This is a genomic window from Bacillus sp. FSL W8-0848, assembly GCF_038007805.1.
GTDB lineage: Bacteria > Bacillota > Bacilli > Bacillales > Bacillaceae > Bacillus > Bacillus glycinifermentans.
This window is the reverse complement of the sequence record NZ_JBBOYB010000001.1, coordinates 3078605-3102575: the sequence shown is the minus strand read 5'-3', so window position 1 is coordinate 3102575 and position 23971 is coordinate 3078605. Positions and strand designations below refer to the sequence as shown.

Sequence of the window (23971 nt, the reverse complement as noted above, 5' to 3'; positions counted from 1 at the left end):
ATGCTGGATGTTCGTAATCTTTCAGGAGGATACGGCCGCAAAGCCGTCGTAAAACGTGTCGATTTCACGGTAGCGAAAGGAGAATTTTTCGGGATACTCGGCCCGAACGGCAGCGGAAAAACGACGCTTTTGCATTTGATCAACGGAACGCTGAAGCCGTCGGCGGGTTCTGTCCATTTGGCTGGGAAACCGGTCGAGTCTTACCCGCCGAAGGCGCTGGCAAGGATGATGGCTTCGCTCCCTCAAAAAACGGATCAGGCTTTTTCTTTCACAGTCAAAGAAACCGTTTTATTCGGACGATATCCTTATCAAAAAGGCTTATTCAGGCAATCTGACGAACGCGATGAACAGATCGCGGACCAAATGATGAAGGAGACCGGCGTGCTTCGCTTTGCCGGCCAATCGATTCATGAACTGAGCGGGGGGGAGCAGCAGCGCGTCTACCTGGCCCAGGCTTTAGCCCAGGAGCCTGATCTTCTTCTGCTTGATGAACCGACTAATTTTCTTGATCTTTCCTATCAAAAACAGCTTCTCGATCTGATCAAGTCCCTGACTGTTGAGAAGGGGCTTACAGTCATCGGCATATTTCACGATTTGAATTTGGCCGGCCTTTACTGTGATCGGCTGCTGATGATGAAAAACGGTGAAATAAAAGCGTTGGATGTTCCGGGACGGGTGATTCGGGAACAAACGGTCAATGATGTATATGAAACAGCCGTCAGCCATTTGGTTCACCCGCACAGGCCGAATCCGCAAATTACAATTGAGCCGGAGCGAGCCGGAAAAACGAAGCGGGCGGTTCCGTTTGCCGAGCTTTTTGAACTAAGTTCTGACGGCTTTTTTATGGAGACGGATCAGCCGCTTCGCACCGTGTCATCATCGCTTGTCGGAGCCGGCATCGGCTGGAAACGGACGTTTATCAGCCGCCATGTGCCGAAAGAGGAGCAGCATGATCAATCGCATGCTGAATTGGAGCGGCTTCTCGCGGGAAAAGGGATCAGCCTTCATGCCTGCTGTGCCGCAGTGACTTCGGCAAAGCCCGAAAACACGGTATTCCGGACGTTTTCGGAAGGAGGCGTCTCTCTTTTTGCGATTGTTCAAGCGTCTTCGAACCGGCCGGAAGACGTCAGCGTATGGGTGATGGTCAATGGCAGGCTGACGGAGAAAGCCTTCATCCAGGCCTTGTTGACAGCGTCTGAAGCAAAGGCTGAGGCGTGTTCGGCTGAACGGGCAGACGGCGCTGAAACATTCGGAAACGATTTGCAGGAAGAGGCTGTCCTGATTGCGGCAGACGGGAGCGGGCTTGAGTTTGACAGCGCATTAAAAGCGTCTCCGCTCGGCGCTTTGATCAGCCGGAGCGTCTATGAGTGCACGGGGGAAGCGATCAGAAAGGGGAATGAACGATGAAGCTGTACACGAAAACGGGCGATAAAGGGAAAACACATGTGATCGGCGGGCGCGTTGATAAAGACGATGTCCGTGTGCAATGCTACGGGACTGTTGATGAACTGAACAGCTTTATCGGCCTCGCGCTTGCTGAGCTAGGCGATGAACGCTTCAGCGATATCAAAAGCGAGCTTTTAAAGATTCAGCATGAACTGTTTGACTGCGGCGGCGATTTGGCTTACGTTTCGCCGAATGGGGAAAAGAAGCTAAAGGAAGAAGCGATTGCGTTTTTAGAGGAACGGATTGATGCCTACTGCGATGAAGCGCCTGAGCTGGAAAAGTTCATCCTTCCCGGCGGCTCAAAAGCGGCGGCATATTTGCATGTCGCGAGAACCGTTGCACGACGGGCCGAGCGGCTGGCTGTCACGCTGATGAAAACGGCTGACATGCGCGAAACGCCGCTCCGCTATTTAAACAGATTATCGGATTATTTGTTTGCCGCAGCAAGAGTCGTCAATTTCAGGCTGGACATCAAAGATGTCGAATATGAAAGAAGCGCGACCGTTTTCAAAGGGTCCGGGAAACGAAAGCAATAAAGAGCCGGTGTTCCAGCTTTTTAGCGGAATCACCGGCTTTCTCTTTTTTTCATGGCTCTGCCAAAGGTAAATGTTAATATTTATAATAGGGTGGGAGTAAACATTCAGCATGTCACTATATGTATTTGAGAGTTTTAATAGTTTGCGTTTTATCAAGATTCAGTATTTAATGGTTCTTTAGGTAGCTTTGTCAGGAGGTATATATTGAAAAAACTTCGTGGAAAGAAAAGATACTTCCGCAATCTGTGGGAAGAAGTTAATAGTTATGACTTAAAACTCGATCATGAATCGTGGTTCGATTTTTGGCATATCCACCTTGATTTTTTTGGATTTGGAAATAATAGTAAGAAAATAAGAAGAGAGCATATTAAAGCTCATGTAGCTTTATACAATAGGTTACTACAGCAACTTGAAGCATTTGATATGCCTTATCAAACATGGATTTGTATTCACGAAAAAGACTCTTTTTCAGACGCCGTATATGTCCACACACCAAATCCAAACGATGACTACTTTCCTCATCAGATTGAAGAATTAGAGTGGAATTGTAAACTGCCAAATGCTTTTAAGGATTTAATTGACCTTGATCAATTTGATGTTGCTTATTATAAGTCAAAGTATGAAGAAGTCTATTTTATCCAGTCAAAAGAACAAGGTATTAAATTGTAAAGTTCAACTAATGAAAGTGATACAGGGAACCCTTTAAAATGACGGGCTCCTCATAATTTTCCATGTCAATGGCTGAAAAATCAGCTGATTGAAATCGGTGTATCACCTTCAATGACCCGCCTCAATTGATTCGGCATTGGAATCTGCCCATTTCTTCGTCAGAAGATAGATTGGGAAAATACTGCTGAATGGTATGAAACAAGGATGATCAGCCGTTTTCGGCAGGGGAAAACGGCTTTTTGTCGTAAACCTTTAAGTAAGCGTTTACATTAAAGGGGGAATGCAAAAAATGGACAACGGGGAAACAGCCGCCGTCCGTCTGACGGTTTCCAAAGATGGCGACGGGGCGTTCAAAACCGTGCAGGAAGCGGTTGATGCTTTACCGGAGTACAGCCGTGACCGAAAAGAAATCTTTATTAAAAAAGGCATTTATAAAGAGGTGGTCCACATTCCGGCGACAAAGCCGTTTGTCACTCTGATAGGCGAAAGCAAAACCGAAACCGTAATCACATATGACAATTACGCCGGAAAGGAGAAGGAGGGAGGCGGAAGGTACGGAACGAGCGGAAGCGCCACAGTCTTTATCTATGCTGATTGCGTCCAAGCCGAAAATATCACATTTGAAAACTCGTTCGATCGAACGAAAGTCGACACGGACGGTACGCAGGCGGTGGCCGTTTATGCCAAAGGCAACCGAATCGTTTTCAAGGATGCGAGATTTTTAGGGAGGCAGGATACGTTATTCGCAAATGACGGGACACAGTATTTTGACCGATGCTATATTGAAGGCGATGTCGATTTTATTTTCGGCGGAGCAAGAGCGGTCTTCGAGCATTGTCATATTCATAGCGCCGACCGCGGATCTTCCTCCAATAACGGCTATATCACCGCTGCAAGCACACACATCACAAAACCGTTCGGCTTTTTGTTCGCTGGCTGCACGCTCACAAGCGATGCGGCGGACGGAACGGTTTATCTCGGCCGCCCGTGGCACCCCGGAGGAGACCCTGACGCCATTGCGAGCGTTTTATATCAAAACTGCTCTTTAGGTGCTCATATTAAGCCGGAGGGCTGGACAGATATGTCCGGATTTTCGGCTGCTGATGCAAGGCTTTATGAATATCGGAACACAGGTCCCGGAGCCGTGCCTCATCAGGAGAGAAGCAGCTGTCCGATGAGGAGGCGTGGCGGAAAGCTGGACGATTGAAAACGTATTAGATGGCTGGAATCCGAAAATAGAATCATAGCCTGCCAAAGAGGAGCGGAGTTTTCGCTCCTCTTTGTTCGGTCTTACAGGAAATACGACTCTGGTCTGACGATAAAATCAATCTGTGACTCGTTTTGTCGAAGCCGGAATTTGACTATAGTGAATATATGATCTCGGAAAGGAGGAGCAGACATGAATGTAACAGGGAAATCAGTCATCGGCTTTTTATTGATCCTGTTTGGCATCTCGCTGTTTTTCGGAGGCGGCCAAATCGGAGGATTAATTGCAGGGGCAATCGGAGCTGTGCTTTTATTCTACGGAATCAAAAAATGGAATGACGACAGCCGGTTTGCCAGCATCATTTTGCTTATCATCGGCTTCATGTTTCTCGGAGGGGCGCTGCCGTTTTTGATAGGCGTCGCAGTCTCTGCTGCGCTGATTTATTTTGGCTGGAGCATGATGAAGCAGGGAGGCAAAAAAGAAGAGAGCGGATTTTATTCAGAAAACAGCAAGCCTTCCGCAGCTTCATACGACACCGGCTTTGATGCGGAATGGGAAGACTTTTTAAAAAAGAAACAATAACGATAAGGAGGAATCATGTAATGGCATTTAAAAGAATCAGAGACATGTTTGTCGCATCGATCAATGAAGGATTGGATAAAATCGAAAACCCGCGGGTGATGCTCAATCAATACGTTCGCGACATGGAAAACGACATTTCAAAGGCAAAACATACGATTGTCAAACAGCAAACGATCGCACAAAGCTTTAAAGGAAAATATGAAGAAGCCGACAAACTGGCAGCCAAGCGGAAAAATCAGGCGCAGCTTGCATTTGATGCAGGGGAAGAAGAACTTAGCAAAAAAGCTCTTTCAGAAATGAAGTATTTCGAACAAAAAGCGAAGGAATACAAAGAAGCATACGAGCATGCGCACAAGCAGCTCGCTGAATTGAAAGAACAGCTGCAGACGCTTGAGGTCAAGCTCCGCGATGTAAAGGACCGCAAACATGCTTTAATCGCGCGGGCAAACGCGGTGAAAGCAAAAGAGCATATGAACGCTTCCTTCAATAAAATCGACAGCGAAAGCGCGTACCGCGAATTTATGAGAATGGAAAACCGCATAGAAGAAATGGAGGCAAGGGTGAACAGCTATGCTGAGCTGTCTGCGTCTTCAGGCAGTCCGTACAGCCGCGTTGAATATGCAAAAGAGGTTGAAGAAGAGTTTGAAAAAATGCGCGCAAAAAAGGCCGGCCTCGAAAAACAGCCCGCAGCCGGAAATGAATAACCCGGGGCTTTAACAGCACCCTTTTAGCTTGGTGGAAGAGCGGTGCCCCCTGCCGTCTTCCCTTTTCACAATTTTTGATTTCTTTCAAGGACAACTTTCCTTATAATAAGGAGCATACACTTACTGCCGAAAGGATTTATACGAATGAAAAAAACGGTTGGCAAACTGATGATCATAGCCGGCATCCTGATTCTCGCCGCCTTGGCGTTTAACGGCGGCCGCGGCCTTTTCTTCAGCCCGGAGAAAACGCTTGATTCAGCCAGCGCTTCGCCAAAGAAAATCAAAAGCATCGACATCCGTTCGAACAGCGTCACGGTGACGGTTAAAGCGGAAAACCGCGCTGACATTGACGCTGAACTGTCGGGGGCAAACGCGCGGCTGAAATCGTCCGAGCGGGGAGATACGCTTGAGCTTTCCGTTCAGCAGGAGGGTTTCCGCTTCTTTTTCTTCCAAAAAAACGAACTGATTGTTAAAATCCCCAATGAATATCAGGATAATCTGTCCATTACATCCGGAAGCGGAAACGTAAAAATAAGCGGTGACGGTTTATCATTGCAAAAGGTATCCCTGAGCTCGGGAAGCGGCAGCCAGAGGATCGGCGATTTAGCAGCGAAGGAGCTTTCGGTAAGAGGAACATCGGGAAACATTCAGCTCGAAAACGTTGAAACGGAGAAAGCCGATGTTCGCTCAACATCCGGGAATACAACGCTTGATCGTGTCAAAGGAGAGTTCGCCGTCAAGCAGACGTCGGGCAGTTTGGAGGCTGATTTCTCAGCGGTTGATGCCCCTTTACGCATCAATCAGACCTCCGGAAATGTCAAGCTTGAGCTTCCTGATGACGCAGACATCAGACTGAAAGCAACACTGACGAGCGGTAACATCAAACATTCGTATCCGTTTGATCATACAGAAGGCGACAAACGGACGCTGATTGGAACAAAAGGAAATGGCAAGAATAACATTGAGATTTCGTCCACAAGCGGGAATGTATCGATTGATTAATTGGAAAGAGAGGGGGCCGGAGTCAGCATGCGTCTTACAAAAAAACAACTGATCGGATTGTTCATCGTTCTGTTCGGGATCAGCGTATTTTTACAAAACAGCGGGCTCGGCGACGCGTTGTTCTGGCCGCTCGCTTTTCTTCTTGCCGGATATTTTTTTCATAAAAGTTCACGCCGTTGGCTCGGCTCTGTCATGTATATTTTTGCGGGCTTTTTGCTTCTGAAAGAAATTTTCAGCATCACATTCAGCCTGTTCGGCTTCTTTTTTGCCGCCTTTTTAATTTATGCGGGCTACAGGCTTGTCACAAACCAGCCCGTTTTTGACCGCGATAAGCCTAAAGCGCATGAGAAAGAAAAGCTGGACGCCGAACCGCTGCGGCAAAAAAAGAGCGCCGGCCAGCGCAGCTTTTTCTTCGGTGATGTCAAATACATGAAAAAGCCTTTTGATTTAAACGATTTGAATATTTCCGGCTTTATCGGGGACGTCAAAATCGATTTGTCCAAAGCGATCATTTCAGAGGGCGAAAATACGATCGCCATCACGGGGCTGATCGGCGATGTCGACATCTACATCCCGTCGGATCTTGACGTCTCTATCAGTTCTTCGGCGTTTATCGGTGACATCGATATCATCGGGGAGAAAAAAAGCGGCTTCGGCAACCAAATTTACACCGAGTCTAAATATTACGAGCAGTCGGCAAGACGGGTAAAGATCTCGATTTCCCTGTTTATCGGCGATGTGGATGTGCGGTTCATATGAAAACGAACAGGCTTGCAAATATTCAATGGCGTTCCGTCCGTTTGTCCATGGGTGTCAGCTTCACGATCTTTCTTGCGGTATTGGGATTCATGCTCTTTTATTATCAGCTCGACCCGCGGGTGCTCATCGCTTCGAGATGGTTCGGCATCCCGTTTATCATTTTGCTTTTGTTGATCAGCGCCGCCGTCGGGTTTGGCGCAGGGTATGTGTTTGGCAACAGGCTGAAAAAGCGCCTCGAAAAGTTGATCGAATCGATTTTAAAGTATGAAAACGGCAATTTCGCATACCGCATTCCATCAATGGGCGAGGATGAAATCGGGCTCGCCGCCGATCAGCTCAATGAAATGGCCGAACGAATCGAACGGCAGGTCGCTTCACTGCAAAAGCTGTCAAACGAAAGGGCCGAATGGCAGGACCAGATGAAAAAATCCGTTGTGTCAGAAGAGCGGCAGCGTCTTGCGCGGGAACTGCACGATGCCGTGAGCCAGCAGCTTTTTGCGATTTCGATGATGACCTCCGCCATACTGGAAGGAATCGCCGCTTCGGCTGATGAAAAACTCGCGCAAAGGCTGAAAATGGTCGAAAAAATGGCGGCCGACGCTCAGAGCGAAATGAGAGCCCTGCTTCTGCACCTCAGGCCCGTTACGCTTGAAGGTAAAGGCTTGAGGGAGGGGCTCAGCGACCTTTTGAACGAATTCAAAGCAAAGCAGTCGATGGATATCGACTGGGAAATCGAGGATACAGGAAAGCTTCCAAAAGGTGTAGAAGATCATTTGTTCAGAATCGTTCAAGAAGCGCTGTCAAACGTTTTCAGGCATTCGAAGGCGACGAAAGTCTCCGTCAGGCTGCTCCTGAGAAACCGGCAGCTTCAGCTGAAGGTCATTGATAATGGGGAAGGGTTTCAAATGGACTCCATTAAAACGTCTTCGTACGGATTAAATTCGATAAAAGAGAGGGCCAGCGAGGTCGGCGGGGTGGCGGAAATTATATCTTTTGCGGGAAAAGGGACGCAAGTTGATGTGAAAGTTCCGATTTTTGATCAAGGAAAAGGAGAGAATCAAGGTGATTCGAGTACTGCTGATTGACGATCATGAAATGGTAAGAATGGGGCTTGCAGCTTTTTTGGAATCCCAGCCGGATATCGAGGTGATCGGAGAAGCTTCGGACGGCAGGCGCGGTGTTGAGCTGGCGGTTGAGATGAAGCCCGACGTCATTTTGATGGATCTTGTGATGGAGGGAATGGACGGGATTGAAGCGACAAAGGAAATCTGCAGACAGCTTTCCGCCCCGAAAATCATCGTGCTGACAAGCTTTATCGATGATGATAAAGTTTATCCGGTCATCGAAGCCGGTGCCTTCAGCTATTTGCTGAAAACGTCGAAAGCCGGCGAAATCGCAGATGCGATCAGGGCGGCCAACAATGGAGAACCGATGCTTGAAGCCAAGGTGGCGGGAAAAGTGTTATCAAAGCTGAGGCATTCTTCGAACGAGACACCGCCGCATGAATCATTGACGGCAAGAGAAATGGAAATCCTCAAACTTGTGGCAGAGGGGAAAACAAACAAGGATATTGCAGACGAATTGTTTATCACCATTAAAACGGTGAAAACCCATGTGACAAACATCCTGTCCAAGCTTGAGGTCGATGACCGGACGCAGGCCGCCGTTTACGCCCACCGAAACAAGCTTGTTCAGTAGCAAAAACGAGAAAAACAGCTTTCGTGTGAAAGCCGTTTTCAGCCGTTCCAATATTTGCGGTCATCAGTCTTGTGAAGTGCGAAAGAATCCGATCCGAAATGTTCGCCGGTTTGTTTCGCCGGCCGGCTCAATTCAGCTTGATTCTCTTCCTCCGGCGCGGTGCCGCCTTTTTGGAAAATGGAATCGAGTTTTTCGGCCAGGACCGCATTGTTCTTTTCCTGCAATTCGATCAGCTTGCTGATGCCGAGCAAAATAAATCCGCCGATGACGCAAAAAGCCGGAGTTGAGAGGTACGAGCCGACCGTAAAGAACAGCATCGACCGGGAATCCTCCATAAATGGATCATATGCGATATCATTGATTATCAAGCCGGACAGAATGATTGCCGCCGCAATCAGGACAATGCCTGTCACCTGCAATATCCGCTTCAAGCTCATCACCCTTTCAAAAACATTTTAACAGAAAAGCGAGCGCCTATCTTTTTTTCGTCGCTCCTTTCGTGCCAAAGTCCTGGATGATTGCTTTAATATGATAGTCGATGTCGGCTTCCGAGAATTTCTCGTCCCAGCGGTATTTATCTTTTTGCCATTCCTTCGGATAGTTGATGCGGGCGTATTCGGCAAGCTTGGTGACATCCGTTTTTAAATCATCCTGCAAACGATGGAGCAGCCTGCTGACCCGCTGGTGGATGTCTTTTTCAATCGCTTTTTCAATGGCATTGATATAGGATTCATTGAAAGAATCCTCGCTTCTGTACCAATCTTCTGACAGCCTTCCTTTGATCTCCGAGTGAATGTCAAATTTGTATTTTCCGTTTTTCCTCGTTGTATGAATCCGGTGATTCATCGAAAATATTTCATACGAAAAAAGATGCCCTTTGTGCCTGGAGTCGATGACTCCGCCGTTTACTCTGCCGATCAGCAAATTCAGCGCTTCAATATCAGAGGATGATATATCGGCGTAATACCGGTTTTTTTTAATGACCGATCCGCCGTCAACCTGGATCTGACCGCCTTTTTCGACGACTCTAGGCATGATGAAAGACAGGCCCATCTGCATTCTGATTGAAATATCCCCCAATGTAACCGGCTCGAGCAGCTTGATGGTCGACGCCCTGTTTTCTGAGACATTATGGATGATTTCAGAAGCGGGGTCTCCCGAATCATCAATGTTCAAAAGCTTGCTCGGCGATCCTGGCGTAATATAGACCTCGCTGCTTCTCCGTAGGCTGTTGTCCCTGATGAACTGATTGATTAAGGCGTCAAGGGCAATATCCGACACGAGTTTTTCCGAAAAAATGATGACCTGGAGGTGCTGCGAGAAAACAGGGAAAACTTTTAAGGCTGTTGACCGGATCGTTTGATGAATCGTAGTCCCGGAAGTTGACACGACTTTGGTCGGGTCCTCGCTGCCCGCATTTTGGCCGATCTTTTTCGGAACGAGGATCTGGTACGATAACTTTACCTTTTTATCTCCCTCGCCTTTATCAACGCCAAGGCCGATGGCGATGCTAAACTTTTCGATCTGCCGGCTGTCCCAGCAGCCCGTCAGCAAGAGCAGCAGGGACAGCACCGCCAATATCCCCTTTTTTTTCACGATGCTTTAAACCTCCTTTTAGCGGCGACGAGCAAAAAGATCAGGATCGGAAGCACGCAAAACACGATGAGAAAGATGTATCCCAAATAATCGCTGAACACGATAACGTAATTGCCGTCTTTCAGCAAAATCGATATAAGGAACGTAATCGCCCCGACGAATAAAACGTTTTTCTTAATGGACCATCCGAATATATTTTTAAAGCCTGACGCCGCAAAATAGGTATAGACGACATATGTTGTGTAAAATTGAATCGTCCATATGACGAGCAAAAAGGATTCGAACCTTTCGATGAAAATGCCCTGGATTTCAAACGACTGGAACAAGGAGATCGTCGGCCAGATCATCGTCATGACCTCAGACGCGGTCATCGCTCCTACGACCACACAGAACGTTAAAATATACAATATAACCGGAATGCTGAATCCGATGACAGAAGCTTTGAACAGTTTTTTCTTATTTCTGAGGTATTTGGGCAAAAACATCATTAATTCGACACCCAAAAAGGAAACAGAGACAACCGTCAAACCGTTTTTGACCGGACCGAGCCCAAGTCCGAGGACAGGTCTTAAATTATTGATTTGAAACATCTTTAAACTCAAGCCATAAACGGTAAGAAGAATGACGAGGGTGATAATGAGAAAAAACGGGAAAATTTTCGCCATGTCGCTGATCCCGCCGATGATCAAATAGATCGCGCAAATGATAAAAGCAAAAATCGTCACGCCCATCGGGGTTAACTCGAGAAGAAAAAATTTCACCATCTCGGCCATCGCTCTTGCTTCAAAGCTGGCCACCCCTATGAAATAGAACACGATCAGGAGGTTGAGAATATTTCCGATCAGCGCGCCGCAGCCCTCTTTTGTGTAATCAAAAAAAGAATCGACATTGTGCGTTTTGACGATTTTGGCGTTGATGTAGATGATAAGAAGAAAAACAAGGCCTTCAAAAATGATGACAATCCAGCCGTCGGGGGAGAGCATTTCCCGCGTCAGCGCTCTCGGGAGCGTCAGCAGGCCGGCGCCCAGCATCGTATTTGTAATAATGGCAGCGCCTTCATACCCGCTTATCCGTTGCTGTTGATTTTTTTGAGCCATGATTGTCATTCACCTCGCGATTCTTTATTGGTAGCCGGATGATGGCTTCATCCGAACGCTTTAAGCTGAAAAAGTTATTCGGGTTAAAATACGGCATGCCGAAGCTTCTCTGCCTGACCAAATGGGTGAAAATGACGAGCATGACCAGGATGATCCCGAAGAGTCCAAGTACTGCTGCGACCAGCATGGACAAAAAGCGCAATACCCGAAACGACAGACCCATGCCGTATTGCGGAACCGTAAACGATGCAAGGGCGATGATGCTGACGATGATGACCATGACAGAGCTGACGATGTTGGCTTCGACCGCAGCCTGGCCGATGACCACACCTCCCACCAAACCGATCGTCTGCCCCAGCGGACTTGGAAGACGCAAGCCTGCTTCACGCAAAAGTTCAATCGTTACTTCCATGATCAGCGCTTCAAGGAGCGGCGGAAATGGCACGTTTTCCCGGGTGCTGGCGATGGTAACAGCCAAAGCCGTCGGCAGCATGCCCTGGTGAAACGAGACAAGAGAAATGTAAAACGCCGACAAAAACAGCGTGATAAAAATCGAACTGAAGCGCAAAAGTCTGATCAGGGACGTGGCGATCCATCTCTCATAATAATCGTCCGGAGACTGCATCACCATGCCGAAGGATGCCGGAACGATCAAGGCATATGGCGAATGGTCGATAAAGACGGCGATCCTTCCGTTTAACAGGGCGGACGACACTTTGTCCGGCCGTTCGGTGTTTTGGATCTGAGGAAAAGGCGAATATTTGTTATCTTCGATCAATTCCTCAAGGGCTCCTGAGTCTTGAATGTCATCAGGCCTCACTTTTTTCAGACGCTTTTTCAGCTCCGATAAAATCGACTCATCCGCTTTGTTGTTGAGGTATAAAATCGTTGCTTTTTTATACTTGCTTTTTCCGATCGGAAGCTTTTCAACGGTCAGATCGTGATCGGGGACGCGCTGTCTGATCAGCGCCACATTTGTATCTGTATCCTCGATAAAACCGACTTTCGGACCTCTTACGACATTTTCGGTTTTCGCCTCTGATAAGCTTCGTTTCTTTTTTTCTGCGGTCGGGAGCATAAAAACGGTATTGATCCCGTTCACGAGGAGGATGCATTGGCCGTGAAAAAGCTTATTAAGCGCAGACTCAACCTTGTAGACCGGTTCGGCATTCAGCTTGTTCAGCTCTGCGGTAACGTCTTCCAATGATAGGGATTTTTCATCTTTGCAAAGCATCTTGGCGGCTTTTTGCAATTTCGCTTCGTCGCTCAATTCCTTGAAATATAAAAAATAAAAAATGACTCCGTTTTTCAGCATTTTTTTATTTTGAACGAGGTCGTCGTTATGTTCGACGTGTGGAAGAAGCAATGCGAGATTTTCATGGATGTGATCCTTGAATTCCGACTGGTTCACGCTGACCACCTGCCCTGTAAGTTTCTGAATTTGGATATAGGTTATCTTTTCCTGTAAAAAAAACAATATACTGTGTTACAGTAGTGTTTGGCGAAATTTTCATTACAACAGAGACGGAGTGAGGCAGTTGGCGCAAATCAGATTAACGGGGAAGCAGGATGAAATCGAAAGCATCATCCGCTCTTTTTCCAAACATTATGACGTGTCATATGTATCAAAGGAGTACGGAAAGACAAACCCTAAATATAAATACAAAAAAGATTCGCGTGTTTATATTGAGCTAAAATTAAAATAAAGCTAAAATTTAAATAAGAGGGTTTTTTTAAGTTTTATCGAAAGTAAGAGGTAGACTAGAGAAGGAAGGGATACATAGTGGATTACAGAATTGAAAAAGATACGATGGGTGAAGTCAAGGTACCTGCCGACAAGTTTTGGGGAGCCCAAACGCAGAGAAGCAAGGAGAACTTCAAAATCGGATCTGAGAAAATGCCGCAGGAAATTGTGTATGCGTTTGCAATTTTGAAAAGGAGCGCTGCTCTTGCGAATGAAAAGCTAGGAAATCTCGAAAAGGAAAAGGCAGAAGCGATCGTTTCCGTCTGCGATGATATTTTAGAAGGAAAATACGACAGCCACTTTCCTCTTGTCGTGTGGCAGACGGGAAGCGGAACGCAGAGCAACATGAACATGAACGAAGTGGTGGCGAACAGGGGAACTGCATATTTGCAGGAAAAAGGCTCAAGCTTGAAAATTCATCCGAACGATGATGTCAACCGCAGCCAAAGCTCCAACGATACGTTCCCGACGGCGATGCACGTCGCAGCCGTTTTAGCTGTTTACGACAAGCTGGTACCGGCGATCGACCGCCTGAGAAACACGCTGAATGAAAAAGCGGAAGCGTTTCAGGATATCGTGAAAATCGGCCGCACCCACTTGCAGGATGCGACACCGCTCACGCTCGGACAGGAGATCAGCGGCTGGGTCTACATGCTTGACCGCTCAAAAGAAATGATTCTAGAAGCCACGGAAAAAATCCGCGAACTCGCTATCGGAGGAACCGCAGTCGGAACAGGAATCAACGCCCATCCAAAATTCGGGGCCGCTGTGGCCGAAGAAATCAGCAGCCTGACAGGTCAGACGTTCAGAAGCTCGCCTAATAAATTTCATGCGCTGACAAGCCATGATGAACTGACACACGTTCACGGCGCACTAAAAGCGCTTGCGGCGGATCTGATGAAAATCGCCAATGATGTCAGATGGCTTGCAAGCGGGCCGCGCTGCGGAATCGGCGAGCTGACGATTCCTGAAAATGAGCCGGGAAGCTCCATTATGCCGGGTAAGGTTAACCCTACACAAAGCGAAGCGCTGACAATGGTGGCATCACAGATCATGGGGAATGACGCGACGATCGGATTCGCGGCAAGTCAGGGCAACTTTGAATTAAACGTATTCAAGCCAGTGATCATTTACAATTTCCTTCAATCGGTCCAGCTTCTCGCTGACGGCATGAACTCTTTCCACGATAAATGTGCAGTGGGCATTGAGCCTCATCGTGAGACGATTCAAAAGAACCTGACCAATTCGCTGATGTTAGTTACGGCTTTAAACCCGCACATCGGCTACGAAAATGCAGCAAAAATCGCGAAGCTTGCCCATAAAGAAGGGCTGACGCTGAAAGAAGCCGCCCTTAAGCTCAATCTGTTGACAGAAGAGCAGTTTGACGAAGTAGTCAAACCGGAAGAAATGGTCAAGCCTAAAGCATAAACGAAAACGGCCGCACAATTGCGGCCGTTTTTCCTGTTCCTGCCGGCCGCACGGAATTCAGGAAGACCTTTTGACAAGGCGGTCGAGCTTGTCCGCTTCTTTACGAAGCGCTTCACATTCCTTTATATTCAGCAGCATTCCTTTGATGATCGCATTTTTCGGCTGCCGTTTCTTCAGCTCGTCCTCCAGTATGTCAAGGCTTTCCGTCAGATCGCCCGGGGGAGAGCCGTTAAAGTGTTTGTCCGCTTTGATCCGCATTTCTTTAATGAGCGCTTCTTTCAGGGGATCGAACGTATAAAACGGGCCGAACCACTCGTCCGCTTTTTCGATGGAAATCAGGGATTTTTCTTTCCGCTTCATCATCCCATTCGCAAGATCATCGAGGCGGTTCAATATATGTCCGGCAAGCGTATGCAGATCAAAAGAGTGATGCAGCAAAATCATCAATTCAAGATAGACTTCGCTCATTCCGCTGATCATAAAGCACAGCTCGGCGCTGTACGGATCGATGTCCTTTCCGTATATGTTCCGGATGTTTTCGATATGGAGCCTGAGGGTGGCCGAGCGCATTTTTTTGGCAAACGCTTCAATTTCTCCATTCACAGGAAGCGGCCGTTCCACGAATTGCATCTGAATAAACTCTTTATGTTCGAGAATATTTTCAAAAAAAACGATGAGCTGCTTTCGGTAAGCATCGCGAGGGTTGTCATTTTCCGTCTGAATTTTATGGATGCGCGTAAACACTTTGTCATAGTAATAGTGAAGCACCGAAAGGAGAAGCGCTTCCTTCGATTTGAAATAGATGTAAAAAGCGCCTTTTGAGATTTGGCATTCCTTCGCAATTTCTTGAACTGAAGTTGAATTATAGCCTTTTTTGGCAAAAAGTTTAATCGCTGTTTCAATAATGGCTTTCTCTTTTTGTTTCACGTCTTTCACCTTCCCGAAAGGTTGCCGCCTCCGTTTTTTGCGGGCGCACGGTCTGACTGGCGGGTCAATTCTTTTGTCCCGTTAAATTTTTAACTAGATTGTAACTTGTTTTTTTGTTTGATATTATTTATATTATAAAGTAAGGTGACCGAGTGGTCAAAAATATGCTGAGAAAGGGTGAAGTTTGTTGAAAGAAATCGATGAAATGATCAGCCGACTGCGCAGCCGGGGCATTAAAGTGGACAAGGTCAAATACCCTAAACACATACTGACGGAAAAGAAATGGCTAAAGCAGCCGAAGAAAGCGGTTAAACCGAATTACCGCGATTTTAACGGCTATTCGTTTATATAGAAAAAAGACTGCAGCTGAAACTACAGTCTAATTTCTTGGAACGGATATTGAGTAACATACGCCTGTTTGATCATTCCGAATGGTCATATCGGCATGATGGAGCGTCAAAATTCGTTTAACGATGCTGAGTCCGATGCCGAATTCGCCTTTCTTCCCTTTATTAAAAGGCTCGTACAGGCTCGAAAGCATCTCTTCTTCGATGTGTGGTCCATCATTTCTAATCGTGATCATGATCTGTTTTTTCGTCGATTTGACGGTGATTTCGATGAACGTTTCCGCATAGCGGATTTGGTTTTCAAGGACGTTTTCCAACAGCTTGCTCCATTGTTCCTGATCACCAGTCATTACTGTTTCCTCTTCAAGATCAATCTTCCAGTCAAGCTCTTTTTTAGACCATCTTAAACGTTCGACCACTTCTTCAATGACCTCTCGAATATTAAACGTTCCGTAATGTCTTTCCTGTTTTAATAAATAATCCAGCTTCGTCAGGTAAAGCAGATCTTTAATCTTCTTTTCAAGCTTTTCAGCTTCGCCTTCGATGACTTGAATCGTATTTTCAAGGTCTCCTTTAGGATAAATGCCGTCTTTGATCGACTGTGTATAGCCGCGGATGACCATGACGGGCGTTTTCAAGTCATGTGAGATGTTTTGCAGAAGCGTGCGCTCTGTTTCATCTTTTTGAATCAGCTTTTGGCGCATGTCCTCAATGGTATGGGCGAGCTTTCCGATTTCGTCTTCCCTGTCGACGATGACCGGATCATCCCAGTCCTGTTTGGAAATCCGCTTGACGTGTTTTTCCAGTGTGACCAGCGGCCTTGACAAATATTTCGCCAGCCATATGGACGGAATCCAGCTCAGCAGAATGACGACGGCAAGAATGAAAAAAAGCTGTTTAAACAGCGTGTATGATAAGTCGTCCCGATAGGAATCAAGCGCATAGGACAATAAAAGAAACGTCTCGTCCTGGGTGCTGATTTTTTTCAGGACAAAGAAGATGTGCTGGCCGTTGACGGTCTCCGAATACCTTTTGGATGATGAGGGCTGTTTTTTCGCCAGTTTCTGCACTTTTGAGATAAAGGAGTCCGGCAGAATTTGCGGATTTTGATAGACGGCTCCCTTTTCAGGCAGCAGGACGTGCTGGACATAGCGGTTTGCGCTTCGCGAGTTTCCACCAAAGCCTCTGTCGGGCGAGTCGGAAAATCCGTATTGTGTCAGGACGTGCTGTTCGTTTTCAATGTTTGTGTAGATCTCATTCGTAAAAAAGTTGCGTAATGTGTTAGAAAAAAGAAACATCAGCAAAATCGAAACGGTTAATAGAATTCCGCAGATGACCGTCCAGATTTGGAAGGCGAGCGATTTATTTTTCATGATTTCAACATCCTGTATCCAAATCCGTAAATGGTTTCTACTTTCAGATCAGGCATTTTTTTGCGCAGCCTTCTGACCAGATCGTCAACGACGCGGTCTGTTCCGAAGTAATCCTCTCCCCAGACATGTGTCAGAATATCTTCCCTTGAGAAGGCCCGGCCCTGATTGTTCATGAAAAGGAGCAGCAGATCGAATTCCTTTGACGTCAGACTAATCTTCCTGTCATCTTCATACACTTCCCTCAAGCTTTCGAACACCTGGTACTTGGCAACGGACAACCCTTTTTTATGATCCGGCGCGTCTTCTTTATAGATCAGCTTAAGAAGCTTTTGAACGCGGATGATCAGCTCCCGCGGAAGAAAAGGCTTTGATATATAATCGCTGCTGCCCAGTTCAAGACCGAGCACTCTGTCGATGTCCGCATCACGGGCTGAAATGAAGATGACCGGGACGTCGGGATCTGCATTTTTTATTTCTTTTATTAGCGCATAGCCGTCGATATCTGGTAACATAATATCGAGAATCCATAAATGAGGTGACTGGCCGATGTGCTGTCTGGCGCTTTCACCGTTTAGAAAAGACGTGACATGCCAGCCTTCACTCTCTAAATACTTCGTCAGCAGTTCATTTAAATTCTCTTCATCTTCAACTAGATAAATGGTGTATGACAAGGGGTTCACATCCTTTCTACGTCATTATACTAGTTTTAACATAAGTCTGGTCGATTTTCATAATTTCACATATTCTTTTCATTTTTATCCCACAATGTTTGGCTAGGATGCTGATAAGGGAAGAAAGGAAAATTGTAATTGTGAAAATATAAGGCCGGGTGTCTCTTTTTTGCGCGTGTTAAAGCTTTCTGCCATTTTCGGGTAGTTGAAGATAAGAAAAACAAAGGAAGTGTACGCTTATGGATGTTAGACGCGATGACGAACGCAAAAGAGAAAATGAACAGCCATTGCAAGAAGAGGCGAAAATACCGCAAACGGCAAGTTCCGAAGCGCAAGAACCGGAGCAGCCGATAAAGAAGCCCGAGCTGATTATGAAACAGGATACAGATGAACAGTCAGATAATATGTATAAAGAAACGGCGGCAGCATTGGAAAACGCAAAGGAAACAAGAACGGCAAAAGAAAAGCGGCGCAAGGCTTCATGGCTGAGCCCGATTTTGGGAGGCATCATCGGGGGCGGCCTCGTCCTCGGCATTTCGCCGTATCTGCCGGTCGATAAACATAACGATGCCGTCAACGAAAGCCAGACGGAACCGAAACAATCGCAAAATTTTTCGACAAAGCCCGTGACAGATGCCGATAATGTTCCGGATATGGTTGAGGATTTGGAGTCGACGATCGTCGGGGTTTCCAATATTCAAACGAGCTTCGGTTTTTCAGATGATGACGTGGAAGAAAGCGGAACAGGATCAGGCGTCATCTTTAAAAAAGACGGAAAAAAAGCTTACATCATCACGAACAACCATGTTGTTGAAGGGGCCACAAAGGTGACCATCTCTTTATACAACGGGAAAACGACGGATGCGAAAATCATCGGCAGCGATGCCTTAACAGACTTGGCTGTTTTGGAGATTAGCAGCAAAGGGATTGATAAGGTTGCAAGTTTCGGAGATTCCTCAAAATTGCGCGCCGGCGAAAAAGTAATCGCGATCGGGAATCCTCTCGGCCTGCAATTTTCGCGAACGGTTACAGAAGGAATCATCAGCGGCGTCAACCGGACGATCGAAGTGTCGACGTCTGAAGGGAAGTGGGATATGAATGTCCTTCAGACAGATGCCGCGATTAATCCGGGGAACAGCGGCGGACCTTTGATCAACAGCAGCGGGCAGGTCATCGGCATCAACAGCTTAAAGATCAGCCAAACCGGCGTTGAATCGCTTGGTTTTGCCATTCCGAGCAATGACGTTGAGCCGATCGTCGATCAGCTGCTGGACAAAGGAAAAGTCGTACGGCCGTTTTTAGGCGTTCAAATGATCGATATGCAGCAGGTTCCTGAGCAATACCAGCAAAATACGCTCGGCCTCTTTGGCGACCAGCTGAATAAAGGCGTGTACGTCGACAAAGTCTCGCCTGGATCGCCGGCTGCTGACGCAGGAATGAAAGCCGGTGACGTCATTGTGAAAATGAACGGTAAAAGCATTGAAGCGACTTCTGATTTGAGGAAGATTTTATACACCGAAGCGAAAGCGGGAGATACGGTCTCGTTTGAGGTTCTGAGAAAAGGAAAAGAAAAAACGCTGAAAGCAAAGCTTACGGAAAGCAAATCATAATATTGAAAGCCATGGCAGCTGTTTGCCATGGCTTTTTTGTTATTCACCCAAAAATGAAGAAAGCATCCAAATTTGTTTATCAATTTCCTCAGTTAAGCCGATATAAAGGTCAGCGGTGGCATTGTCTGATTTTTCTTCCGCAAGCCCGATAATATGTTCGATTTCCTTGCGGATTTGGCGGTAATCGCTGACAAGCGCGGAAACCATGTCAGACGCCGTTTTTTCTGTGCCTGCCTCTGAGATGGTGCCGTGATCAAGGTATTCTTTCATTGATGCGAGCGGCTGTCCGCCGATAGCTAATAATCGTTCAGCGACAACATCGGCCGTTTCTGCAGCATGGTTGTAAAGTTCTTCGAATTTTTCGTGAAGCGTGAAGAACTGCGGTCCTTTTACATACCAGTGAAAGCGGTGAAGCTTCGTATAGAGGATGAACCAGTTTGACAAATTCGTGTTTATTGAGTTTTCAAGTACCGGATTTTGCTGTTTTAATTGTTGAGAGATCATGTAATTTCCTCCTCGTGTTTTTCATTTGTTAATTACATTATAACGAATATAAAATTAAAATCAATACTAAATTATAATTATTTTAAATAACATTTTTGATCGAGCTTTTTGCTGACGGCCCGCTCCCAAAAACGCCACGGTAGGAAAGAATGCAAAAAGATCAGCAGGCGGACGCCTTTGCCGATCGGATAACGGAGTTTTTTCAGCCGCTTTTTCAAAGCGAGACTGCCGATCAGCCCTGCCACTTCTTCCGGGTTTCCGTAATCGCTCCGGCTGTCGGCGATGTAGGCTGAGATTCGTTCAAAGTATGGGCCGTATTTCGAATCAGGCTTAGGGAAAGCGACGTGCTCCGTCAAGGAGGTATCCCAAATTCCCGTCCGGTATGAGCCCGGCTCAACGACGGCAACGTCAATGCCGAAAGGTCTGAGCTCAAGGCGAAGGCTTTCGGAAAATCCTTCAACCGCGTGTTTTGAAGAAGCGTAAGGCGAGAAAGCCGGAAAAGCGATCCGTCCGCTTATACTGCTGACATTGATGATTTTTGCCCCGGCGTTTTTTTTCATATGAGGGAGGACGGCTTTGGTCACTGCGATGAGGCCGAACACATTTGTTTCATATTGGTTGCGGTAATCGGACAATGACAAATCTTCGGTAAATCCTCCGTAAGCCGTTCCCGCATTGTTGACGAGAAGATCAACTGCTCCGTACTCCTTCAGCTTGTCTGAGAATGATGCGACCGATTGTTCTTTTGTTACATCCAGCTCCATCACCGCAATTGAAGTTTCGGCATTGTGGGCTGTAATCTGTTGTTTTAATGCTTCGGCTTTTTCGGGATGTCTCACCGCCGCAATGACAAAATGCGTGCCGGCGAGCTTCAAAGCGGTCAGCAGTCCGATTCCGCTGCTTGCCCCTGTTACGATTGCAGTTTTATTTTTCAATGAAGTTCCTCCGTTCGAATGCTTATTGACTAATACCCCTTGCAGGGGGAAATAAATCGTTGCTAAAATTTTAAAGACCTATTTTTCAAAAAAGTAAAGCAAGGTGAGACGATGGACGTCAAATTAACCTTCCTGCTTCTTATTGTACTATGCCCGGCACTGTTTTTTCATGGTTCGGCAAAAGCCGCCGAAAAGCACATGAAAAGCGTTTCCGCTATTTTGATCGATGAGAAGTCGGGACAGGCCATTTATGAAAAAAACAGCCGCAAAAAAATGTATCCGGCCAGCATCACAAAAATCGCCACGGCGATTTATGCGATTGAGAAAGGAAATTTGAAGGATAATGTTAAAATCAGCAAAAAAGCTGCTGAAACGGAAGGGACAAGCGTTTATTTGGAGAAAGGGGAAATCGTCCCGCTAAGGACGCTGCTTCAGGGGCTGCTGATGAATTCCGGAAACGATGCCGGAACGGCGATCGCTGAACACATGAGCGGAAGCGTTGAACGGTTTGCCGGCGATTTGAACGCCTTTGTTGCAGAGCGGGCCGGCGCGGTCGATACACATTTCACGAATCCTCACGGGCTGTTTGACAAAAATCATTACACGACAGCCGCAGACATGGCGAAAATCACGGCATATGCCATGAAAAACGAGACGTTTCGGGTGCTTTTTTCAGAAAAGGAGACAGCCTGGCACGGCAAGACGTGGGATACGACGCTGAAAAACCATCACCGGATGCTCACCGGAGAAATTCCGTACAAAGGGATTACAGGGGGAAAAAACGGATTTGTGAATGAATCAAAGCATACGCTTGTGACGACGGCCGCGCGCGGTGAGCTTCACTTGATCGCCGTTGTGATGAAGGCCGATGATCAAAAGACGATGTACGATGACACAAAAACGCTGCTGGATAAAGGATTCAGCGGCTTTGAAACGGTTGCATACGAAAAGGGCAGACAGTTCACAGATCAAGACGGCGTACGGCATAAGCTGACGGAGCCTTTATTTGTTACGAAAAAGAAGGGGGAAGCGCTGAAGGAAAAGCTGGGAAGCGACGGAGCCCTGAAAATTGAAGGGGAAGACGGCAGACTGATTCGCTCCCTGCAAATCGCTGAAAAACCTGAAGGCGATGACCGAACCGGCGGCATTGCAGGCGCACGGGATGAACAGCCGCTAAGCGCCGGATTGTTCCTGTTTTTGCTCGGGCTATTTGGGCTTATCACAACAAGCTATGCGGTGAAACGGCTGCGGCGGCTTTAGAAGCTGGAGCCGTCTTTTTTTACCCGTGCAGGTAAATTTATCTTATAATGGAATCATTACGAAAAAAGGGGGACTGGTCATGGCTTTACAGCATCTTAAGGATACGTGGGATCTCGACGTCTTTTTTAAAGGGGGAAGCGATTCCCCGGCTTTTCAAGCATATTTAAAGGAGATTAAAACCTTGATTTCTTCTTTTAAGGAGAAAGCCACTGCTTTGGACGGAGCGAAAGCGGAGTCCGGCAGAATAAAAGACGCGATCGAACTTTTTGAGACGATCGATGTGAAAATCAGGCAGTCAAACGCATATGTCGGCTGTCTGCAAGCACAGAACATGACAGATTTAAAAGCGAACGCCCTCAATTTTGAAGTAACCCGGCTGAATGCGGATTTCCAAAAGGTTCTGGTCATTTTCGACAACAAGCTTGCCGCTATAAATGAAGCCCTTTGGGAAAAGGTTCTCAATGATTGTTCAGACATCGCTTTTGTTTTAAATGAGAGAAGATCGAGGGTGAAAGAAAAGCTCGGCGCAAATCAGGAATCGCTGATCGAAGGCCTTGCCGTCGACGGATATCATGCGTGGGGAGATTTATACAACAGCATCATCGGCCAAATCCAGATTCCTTATGAAGAGGACGGAGAAACGAAAATCCTCTCGGTCGGGCAGGCGAACAACCTGACATCCAAGCCGGACAGGAAGATCCGCAAATCCGTATCCAAAAATCTTGACCATGCATGGGAGCAGCACGCAGACCTTTTCAGCAGCACGCTCAATCATCTGGCTGGTTTCAGGCTGAATGTGTACGAGGCGAGAGGCTGGGAAGATGTGCTGAAGGAGCCGCTTGAAATCAACCGGATGAAACGGGAAACCCTTGATGCGATGTGGCAGGTCATTATCGACCATAAGCAGCCGTTTGTCGATTATCTCAAGCGGAAGGCTTCCCTTCTCGGTTTGAAGAAGCTGGACTGGTTTGATGTCGATGCACCGCTCGGTTCGGCTGCAAAGGAATATTCATATGACGAGGCGGCCAATTTTATTACCGAGCAGTTTGAAACGTTTGGCAAAACGCTTTCTTCATTTGCAGAAAAAGCGTTCAAAGACAGATGGATTGAGGCGGAAAACAGAGGAGGCAAACGGCCTGGCGGCTTTTGCGCCAACTTTCCGGACAGCCGCCAATCGAGAATTTTTATGACTTATTCCGGAAGCGCCTCTAACGTGTCAACCCTCGCCCATGAGCTAGGCCATGCTTTTCATCAGGAAGTCATAATGGACGTAAGGCCGATGAACAGGGCGTATGCGATGAATGTGGCGGAAACCGCTTCAACCTTTGCGGAGATGATCACAGCCGATGCCGCTTTGCAACAGGCTGATTCAGAGGAAGAAAAACTCGTCCTCCTTGAGGATAAAATTCAGCGCAGCGTCGCCTTTTTCATGAATATACACGCAAGGTTTTTATTTGAAACCCGATTTTATGAAGAGCGCAAAAACGGCGTCGTTTCCGCCGGCAGATTGAACGAGCTCATGGAAGAGGCTCAAAGGGAAGCATTCTGCGGGGCGCTTGGCGAGTACCATCTGTATTTTTGGGCTTCAAAGCTGCATTTTTATATTACGTCCATCCCGTTTTATAATTTTCCGTATACGTTCGGCTATCTGTTCTCGCTCGGCATCTATTCAAGGGCGCTGAAAGAAGGGCAGGCGTTTGAAGAAAAATATATCGCGCTTTTAAAGGATACGGCTTCCATGACGGTAGAAGATCTGGCAATGAAACATCTCGGCGCCGATTTGACAAAGCGCAATTTCTGGGAAGAAGCCATCGCCCTTGCCGTCCGTGATGCAGAACAATTTTTGGCCCTGACGTAAAAAGAGCCGTCCTCTTAT

25 protein-coding genes are annotated in these 23971 nt (G+C 46.9%); 16 read left to right on the top strand and 9 right to left on the bottom strand.

Going from position 1 to position 23971, the window contains the following annotated elements:
- The 10 genes from NSQ39_RS16410 to NSQ39_RS16365 all read left to right on the top strand — a co-directional run bounded on the left by NSQ39_RS16410 (nt 1) and on the right by NSQ39_RS16365 (nt 8603).
- The gene (locus NSQ39_RS16410; protein WP_046129245.1) at nt 1-1407 is read left to right on the top strand and encodes an ABC transporter ATP-binding protein; all 1407 of its coding nucleotides are present in this window, start codon (nt 1-3) and stop codon (nt 1405-1407) included.
- Complete coding sequence (locus NSQ39_RS16405; protein ID WP_046129246.1) at nt 1404-1982, top strand: cob(I)yrinic acid a,c-diamide adenosyltransferase; 579 nt, start codon at nt 1404-1406, stop codon at nt 1980-1982. The genes NSQ39_RS16410 and NSQ39_RS16405 overlap by 4 nt, the downstream gene beginning before the upstream one ends.
- 204 nt (nt 1983-2186) lie before the next feature.
- Nucleotides 2187-2651 carry a hypothetical protein gene (locus tag NSQ39_RS16400; RefSeq protein WP_175075463.1) on the top strand — a complete coding sequence of 155 codons (465 nt, stop codon included), beginning with the start codon at nt 2187-2189 and terminating at the stop codon, nt 2649-2651.
- A gap of 289 nt (nt 2652-2940) precedes the next feature.
- On the top strand, nt 2941-3858 hold the full coding sequence (locus tag NSQ39_RS16395) for a pectinesterase family protein (RefSeq protein ID WP_236809539.1): 918 nt from the start codon (nt 2941-2943) through the stop codon (nt 3856-3858).
- A gap of 192 nt (nt 3859-4050) precedes the next feature.
- A complete protein-coding gene (locus NSQ39_RS16390; RefSeq protein WP_175075462.1) occupies nt 4051-4440 on the top strand; it encodes a protein liaI in 390 nt (129 codons plus the stop codon).
- Nucleotides 4441-4460: 20 nt separating this feature from the next.
- Nucleotides 4461-5144: a stress responsive protein LiaH gene (gene liaH, locus NSQ39_RS16385; protein ID WP_046129248.1), complete on the top strand. Its 684-nt coding sequence runs from the start codon at nt 4461-4463 to the stop codon at nt 5142-5144.
- Nucleotides 5145-5288: 144 nt separating this feature from the next.
- On the top strand, nt 5289-6146 hold the full coding sequence (gene liaG / locus NSQ39_RS16380; RefSeq protein WP_046129249.1) for a LiaG family protein: 858 nt from the start codon (nt 5289-5291) through the stop codon (nt 6144-6146).
- A gap of 27 nt (nt 6147-6173) precedes the next feature.
- Nucleotides 6174-6905, top strand: a complete 732-nt coding sequence (gene liaF, locus NSQ39_RS16375) for a cell wall-active antibiotics response protein LiaF (RefSeq protein ID WP_046129250.1) — start codon at nt 6174-6176, stop codon at nt 6903-6905.
- Nucleotides 6902-7990: a two-component system sensor histidine kinase LiaS gene (liaS, locus tag NSQ39_RS16370; protein WP_046129251.1), complete on the top strand. Its 1089-nt coding sequence runs from the start codon at nt 6902-6904 to the stop codon at nt 7988-7990. Before liaF ends, liaS begins: the two co-directional genes overlap by 4 nt.
- On the top strand, nt 7968-8603 hold the full coding sequence (locus tag NSQ39_RS16365) for a response regulator (RefSeq protein ID WP_046129252.1): 636 nt from the start codon (nt 7968-7970) through the stop codon (nt 8601-8603). Before liaS ends, NSQ39_RS16365 begins: the two co-directional genes overlap by 23 nt.
- A 38-nt stretch (nt 8604-8641) precedes the next feature.
- On the opposite strand, the gene NSQ39_RS16360 is transcribed toward NSQ39_RS16365, so the two are convergent.
- Genes NSQ39_RS16360 through NSQ39_RS16345 form a run of 4 tightly spaced genes read right to left on the bottom strand, consistent with a single transcriptional unit; the run spans nt 8642 to nt 12707 of the window.
- On the bottom strand, nt 8642-9040 hold the full coding sequence (locus tag NSQ39_RS16360) for a hypothetical protein (protein ID WP_231947391.1): 399 nt from the start codon (nt 9038-9040) through the stop codon (nt 8642-8644).
- Between the two features lie 37 nt (nt 9041-9077).
- On the bottom strand, nt 9078-10199 hold the full coding sequence (locus tag NSQ39_RS16355; RefSeq protein ID WP_175075461.1) for a Ger(x)C family spore germination protein: 1122 nt from the start codon (nt 10197-10199) through the stop codon (nt 9078-9080).
- Nucleotides 10196-11296 carry an endospore germination permease gene (locus tag NSQ39_RS16350; protein ID WP_046129255.1) on the bottom strand — a complete coding sequence of 367 codons (1101 nt, stop codon included), beginning with the start codon at nt 11294-11296 and terminating at the stop codon, nt 10196-10198. The genes NSQ39_RS16355 and NSQ39_RS16350 overlap by 4 nt, the downstream gene beginning before the upstream one ends.
- A complete protein-coding gene (locus NSQ39_RS16345; RefSeq protein WP_046129256.1) occupies nt 11256-12707 on the bottom strand; it encodes a spore germination protein in 1452 nt (483 codons plus the stop codon). The genes NSQ39_RS16350 and NSQ39_RS16345 overlap by 41 nt, the downstream gene beginning before the upstream one ends.
- A gap of 127 nt (nt 12708-12834) precedes the next feature.
- On the opposite strand from NSQ39_RS16345, the gene NSQ39_RS16340 reads away from it, so the two are divergent.
- Both NSQ39_RS16340 and fumC read left to right on the top strand, forming a co-directional pair.
- A complete protein-coding gene (locus NSQ39_RS16340) occupies nt 12835-13002 on the top strand; it encodes a YvzF family protein (protein ID WP_082094023.1) in 168 nt (55 codons plus the stop codon).
- A 77-nt stretch (nt 13003-13079) separates the two neighbouring features.
- Entirely contained in the window at nt 13080-14468 is a 1389-nt protein-coding gene (gene fumC, locus NSQ39_RS16335; RefSeq protein ID WP_046129257.1) for a class II fumarate hydratase, read from the top strand.
- Nucleotides 14469-14525: 57 nt separating this feature from the next.
- Here fumC and NSQ39_RS16330 read toward each other — a convergent pair whose 3' ends face one another.
- The gene (locus NSQ39_RS16330) at nt 14526-15395 is read right to left on the bottom strand and encodes a TetR/AcrR family transcriptional regulator (RefSeq protein WP_046129270.1); all 870 of its coding nucleotides are present in this window, start codon (nt 15393-15395) and stop codon (nt 14526-14528) included.
- A gap of 187 nt (nt 15396-15582) precedes the next feature.
- On the opposite strand from NSQ39_RS16330, the gene spxO reads away from it, so the two are divergent.
- On the top strand, nt 15583-15747 hold the full coding sequence (spxO, locus tag NSQ39_RS16325; protein WP_099047121.1) for an anti-adapter protein SpxO: 165 nt from the start codon (nt 15583-15585) through the stop codon (nt 15745-15747).
- A gap of 27 nt (nt 15748-15774) precedes the next feature.
- Here spxO and NSQ39_RS16320 read toward each other — a convergent pair whose 3' ends face one another.
- Both NSQ39_RS16320 and NSQ39_RS16315 read right to left on the bottom strand, forming a co-directional pair.
- Nucleotides 15775-17115: a sensor histidine kinase gene (locus tag NSQ39_RS16320; RefSeq protein WP_046129258.1), complete on the bottom strand. Its 1341-nt coding sequence runs from the start codon at nt 17113-17115 to the stop codon at nt 15775-15777.
- Nucleotides 17112-17786, bottom strand: coding sequence for a response regulator transcription factor (locus tag NSQ39_RS16315; protein WP_046129259.1), 675 nt, complete (start codon nt 17784-17786; stop codon nt 17112-17114). The genes NSQ39_RS16320 and NSQ39_RS16315 overlap by 4 nt, the downstream gene beginning before the upstream one ends.
- 239 nt (nt 17787-18025) lie before the next feature.
- Between NSQ39_RS16315 and NSQ39_RS16310 the strand changes: the two genes are divergently transcribed.
- The gene (locus tag NSQ39_RS16310; protein ID WP_175075460.1) at nt 18026-19396 is read left to right on the top strand and encodes a S1C family serine protease; all 1371 of its coding nucleotides are present in this window, start codon (nt 18026-18028) and stop codon (nt 19394-19396) included.
- A 39-nt stretch (nt 19397-19435) separates the two neighbouring features.
- Here NSQ39_RS16310 and NSQ39_RS16305 read toward each other — a convergent pair whose 3' ends face one another.
- Together NSQ39_RS16305 and NSQ39_RS16300 are read right to left on the bottom strand one after the other, a co-directional pair.
- Nucleotides 19436-19900, bottom strand: a complete 465-nt coding sequence (locus NSQ39_RS16305; RefSeq protein WP_046130222.1) for a Dps family protein — start codon at nt 19898-19900, stop codon at nt 19436-19438.
- Nucleotides 19901-19977: 77 nt separating this feature from the next.
- A complete protein-coding gene (locus tag NSQ39_RS16300; RefSeq protein ID WP_175075459.1) occupies nt 19978-20835 on the bottom strand; it encodes an SDR family oxidoreductase in 858 nt (285 codons plus the stop codon).
- Between the two features lie 111 nt (nt 20836-20946).
- On the opposite strand from NSQ39_RS16300, the gene NSQ39_RS16295 reads away from it, so the two are divergent.
- Together NSQ39_RS16295 and NSQ39_RS16290 are read left to right on the top strand one after the other, a co-directional pair.
- On the top strand, nt 20947-22095 hold the full coding sequence (locus tag NSQ39_RS16295) for a D-alanyl-D-alanine carboxypeptidase family protein (RefSeq protein ID WP_175075458.1): 1149 nt from the start codon (nt 20947-20949) through the stop codon (nt 22093-22095).
- Nucleotides 22096-22174: 79 nt separating this feature from the next.
- Nucleotides 22175-23953 (top strand): M3 family oligoendopeptidase, encoded by a 1779-nt coding sequence (locus tag NSQ39_RS16290; protein WP_175075457.1) that lies wholly within the window; start codon nt 22175-22177, stop codon nt 23951-23953.
- Nucleotides 23954-23971 lie beyond the last annotated feature (18 nt).

Bases quoted from the DNA above. Each gene is read 5' to 3' on its own strand.
- liaH (WP_046129248.1), top strand. From the start codon at position 4,461: ATGGCATTTAAAAGAATCAGAGACATGTTTGTCGCATCGATCAATGAA.
- NSQ39_RS16405 (WP_046129246.1), top strand. From the start codon at position 1,404: ATGAAGCTGTACACGAAAACGGGCGATAAAGGGAAAACACATGTGATC.
- liaF (WP_046129250.1), top strand. From the start codon at position 6,174: ATGCGTCTTACAAAAAAACAACTGATCGGATTGTTCATCGTTCTGTTC.
- NSQ39_RS16295 (WP_175075458.1), top strand. From the start codon at position 20,947: ATGGACGTCAAATTAACCTTCCTGCTTCTTATTGTACTATGCCCGGCA.
- NSQ39_RS16305 (WP_046130222.1), bottom strand. From the start codon at position 19,900: ATGATCTCTCAACAATTAAAACAGCAAAATCCGGTACTTGAAAACTCA.
- liaS (WP_046129251.1), top strand. From the start codon at position 6,902: ATGAAAACGAACAGGCTTGCAAATATTCAATGGCGTTCCGTCCGTTTG.
- NSQ39_RS16410 (WP_046129245.1), top strand. From the start codon at position 1: ATGCTGGATGTTCGTAATCTTTCAGGAGGATACGGCCGCAAAGCCGTC.
- liaG (WP_046129249.1), top strand. From the start codon at position 5,289: ATGAAAAAAACGGTTGGCAAACTGATGATCATAGCCGGCATCCTGATT.
- NSQ39_RS16310 (WP_175075460.1), top strand. From the start codon at position 18,026: ATGGATGTTAGACGCGATGACGAACGCAAAAGAGAAAATGAACAGCCA.
- NSQ39_RS16320 (WP_046129258.1), bottom strand. From the start codon at position 17,115: ATGAAAAATAAATCGCTCGCCTTCCAAATCTGGACGGTCATCTGCGGA.
- NSQ39_RS16395 (WP_236809539.1), top strand. From the start codon at position 2,941: ATGGACAACGGGGAAACAGCCGCCGTCCGTCTGACGGTTTCCAAAGAT.
- NSQ39_RS16290 (WP_175075457.1), top strand. From the start codon at position 22,175: ATGGCTTTACAGCATCTTAAGGATACGTGGGATCTCGACGTCTTTTTT.
- NSQ39_RS16350 (WP_046129255.1), bottom strand. From the start codon at position 11,296: ATGGCTCAAAAAAATCAACAGCAACGGATAAGCGGGTATGAAGGCGCT.
- NSQ39_RS16390 (WP_175075462.1), top strand. From the start codon at position 4,051: ATGAATGTAACAGGGAAATCAGTCATCGGCTTTTTATTGATCCTGTTT.
- NSQ39_RS16360 (WP_231947391.1), bottom strand. From the start codon at position 9,040: ATGAGCTTGAAGCGGATATTGCAGGTGACAGGCATTGTCCTGATTGCG.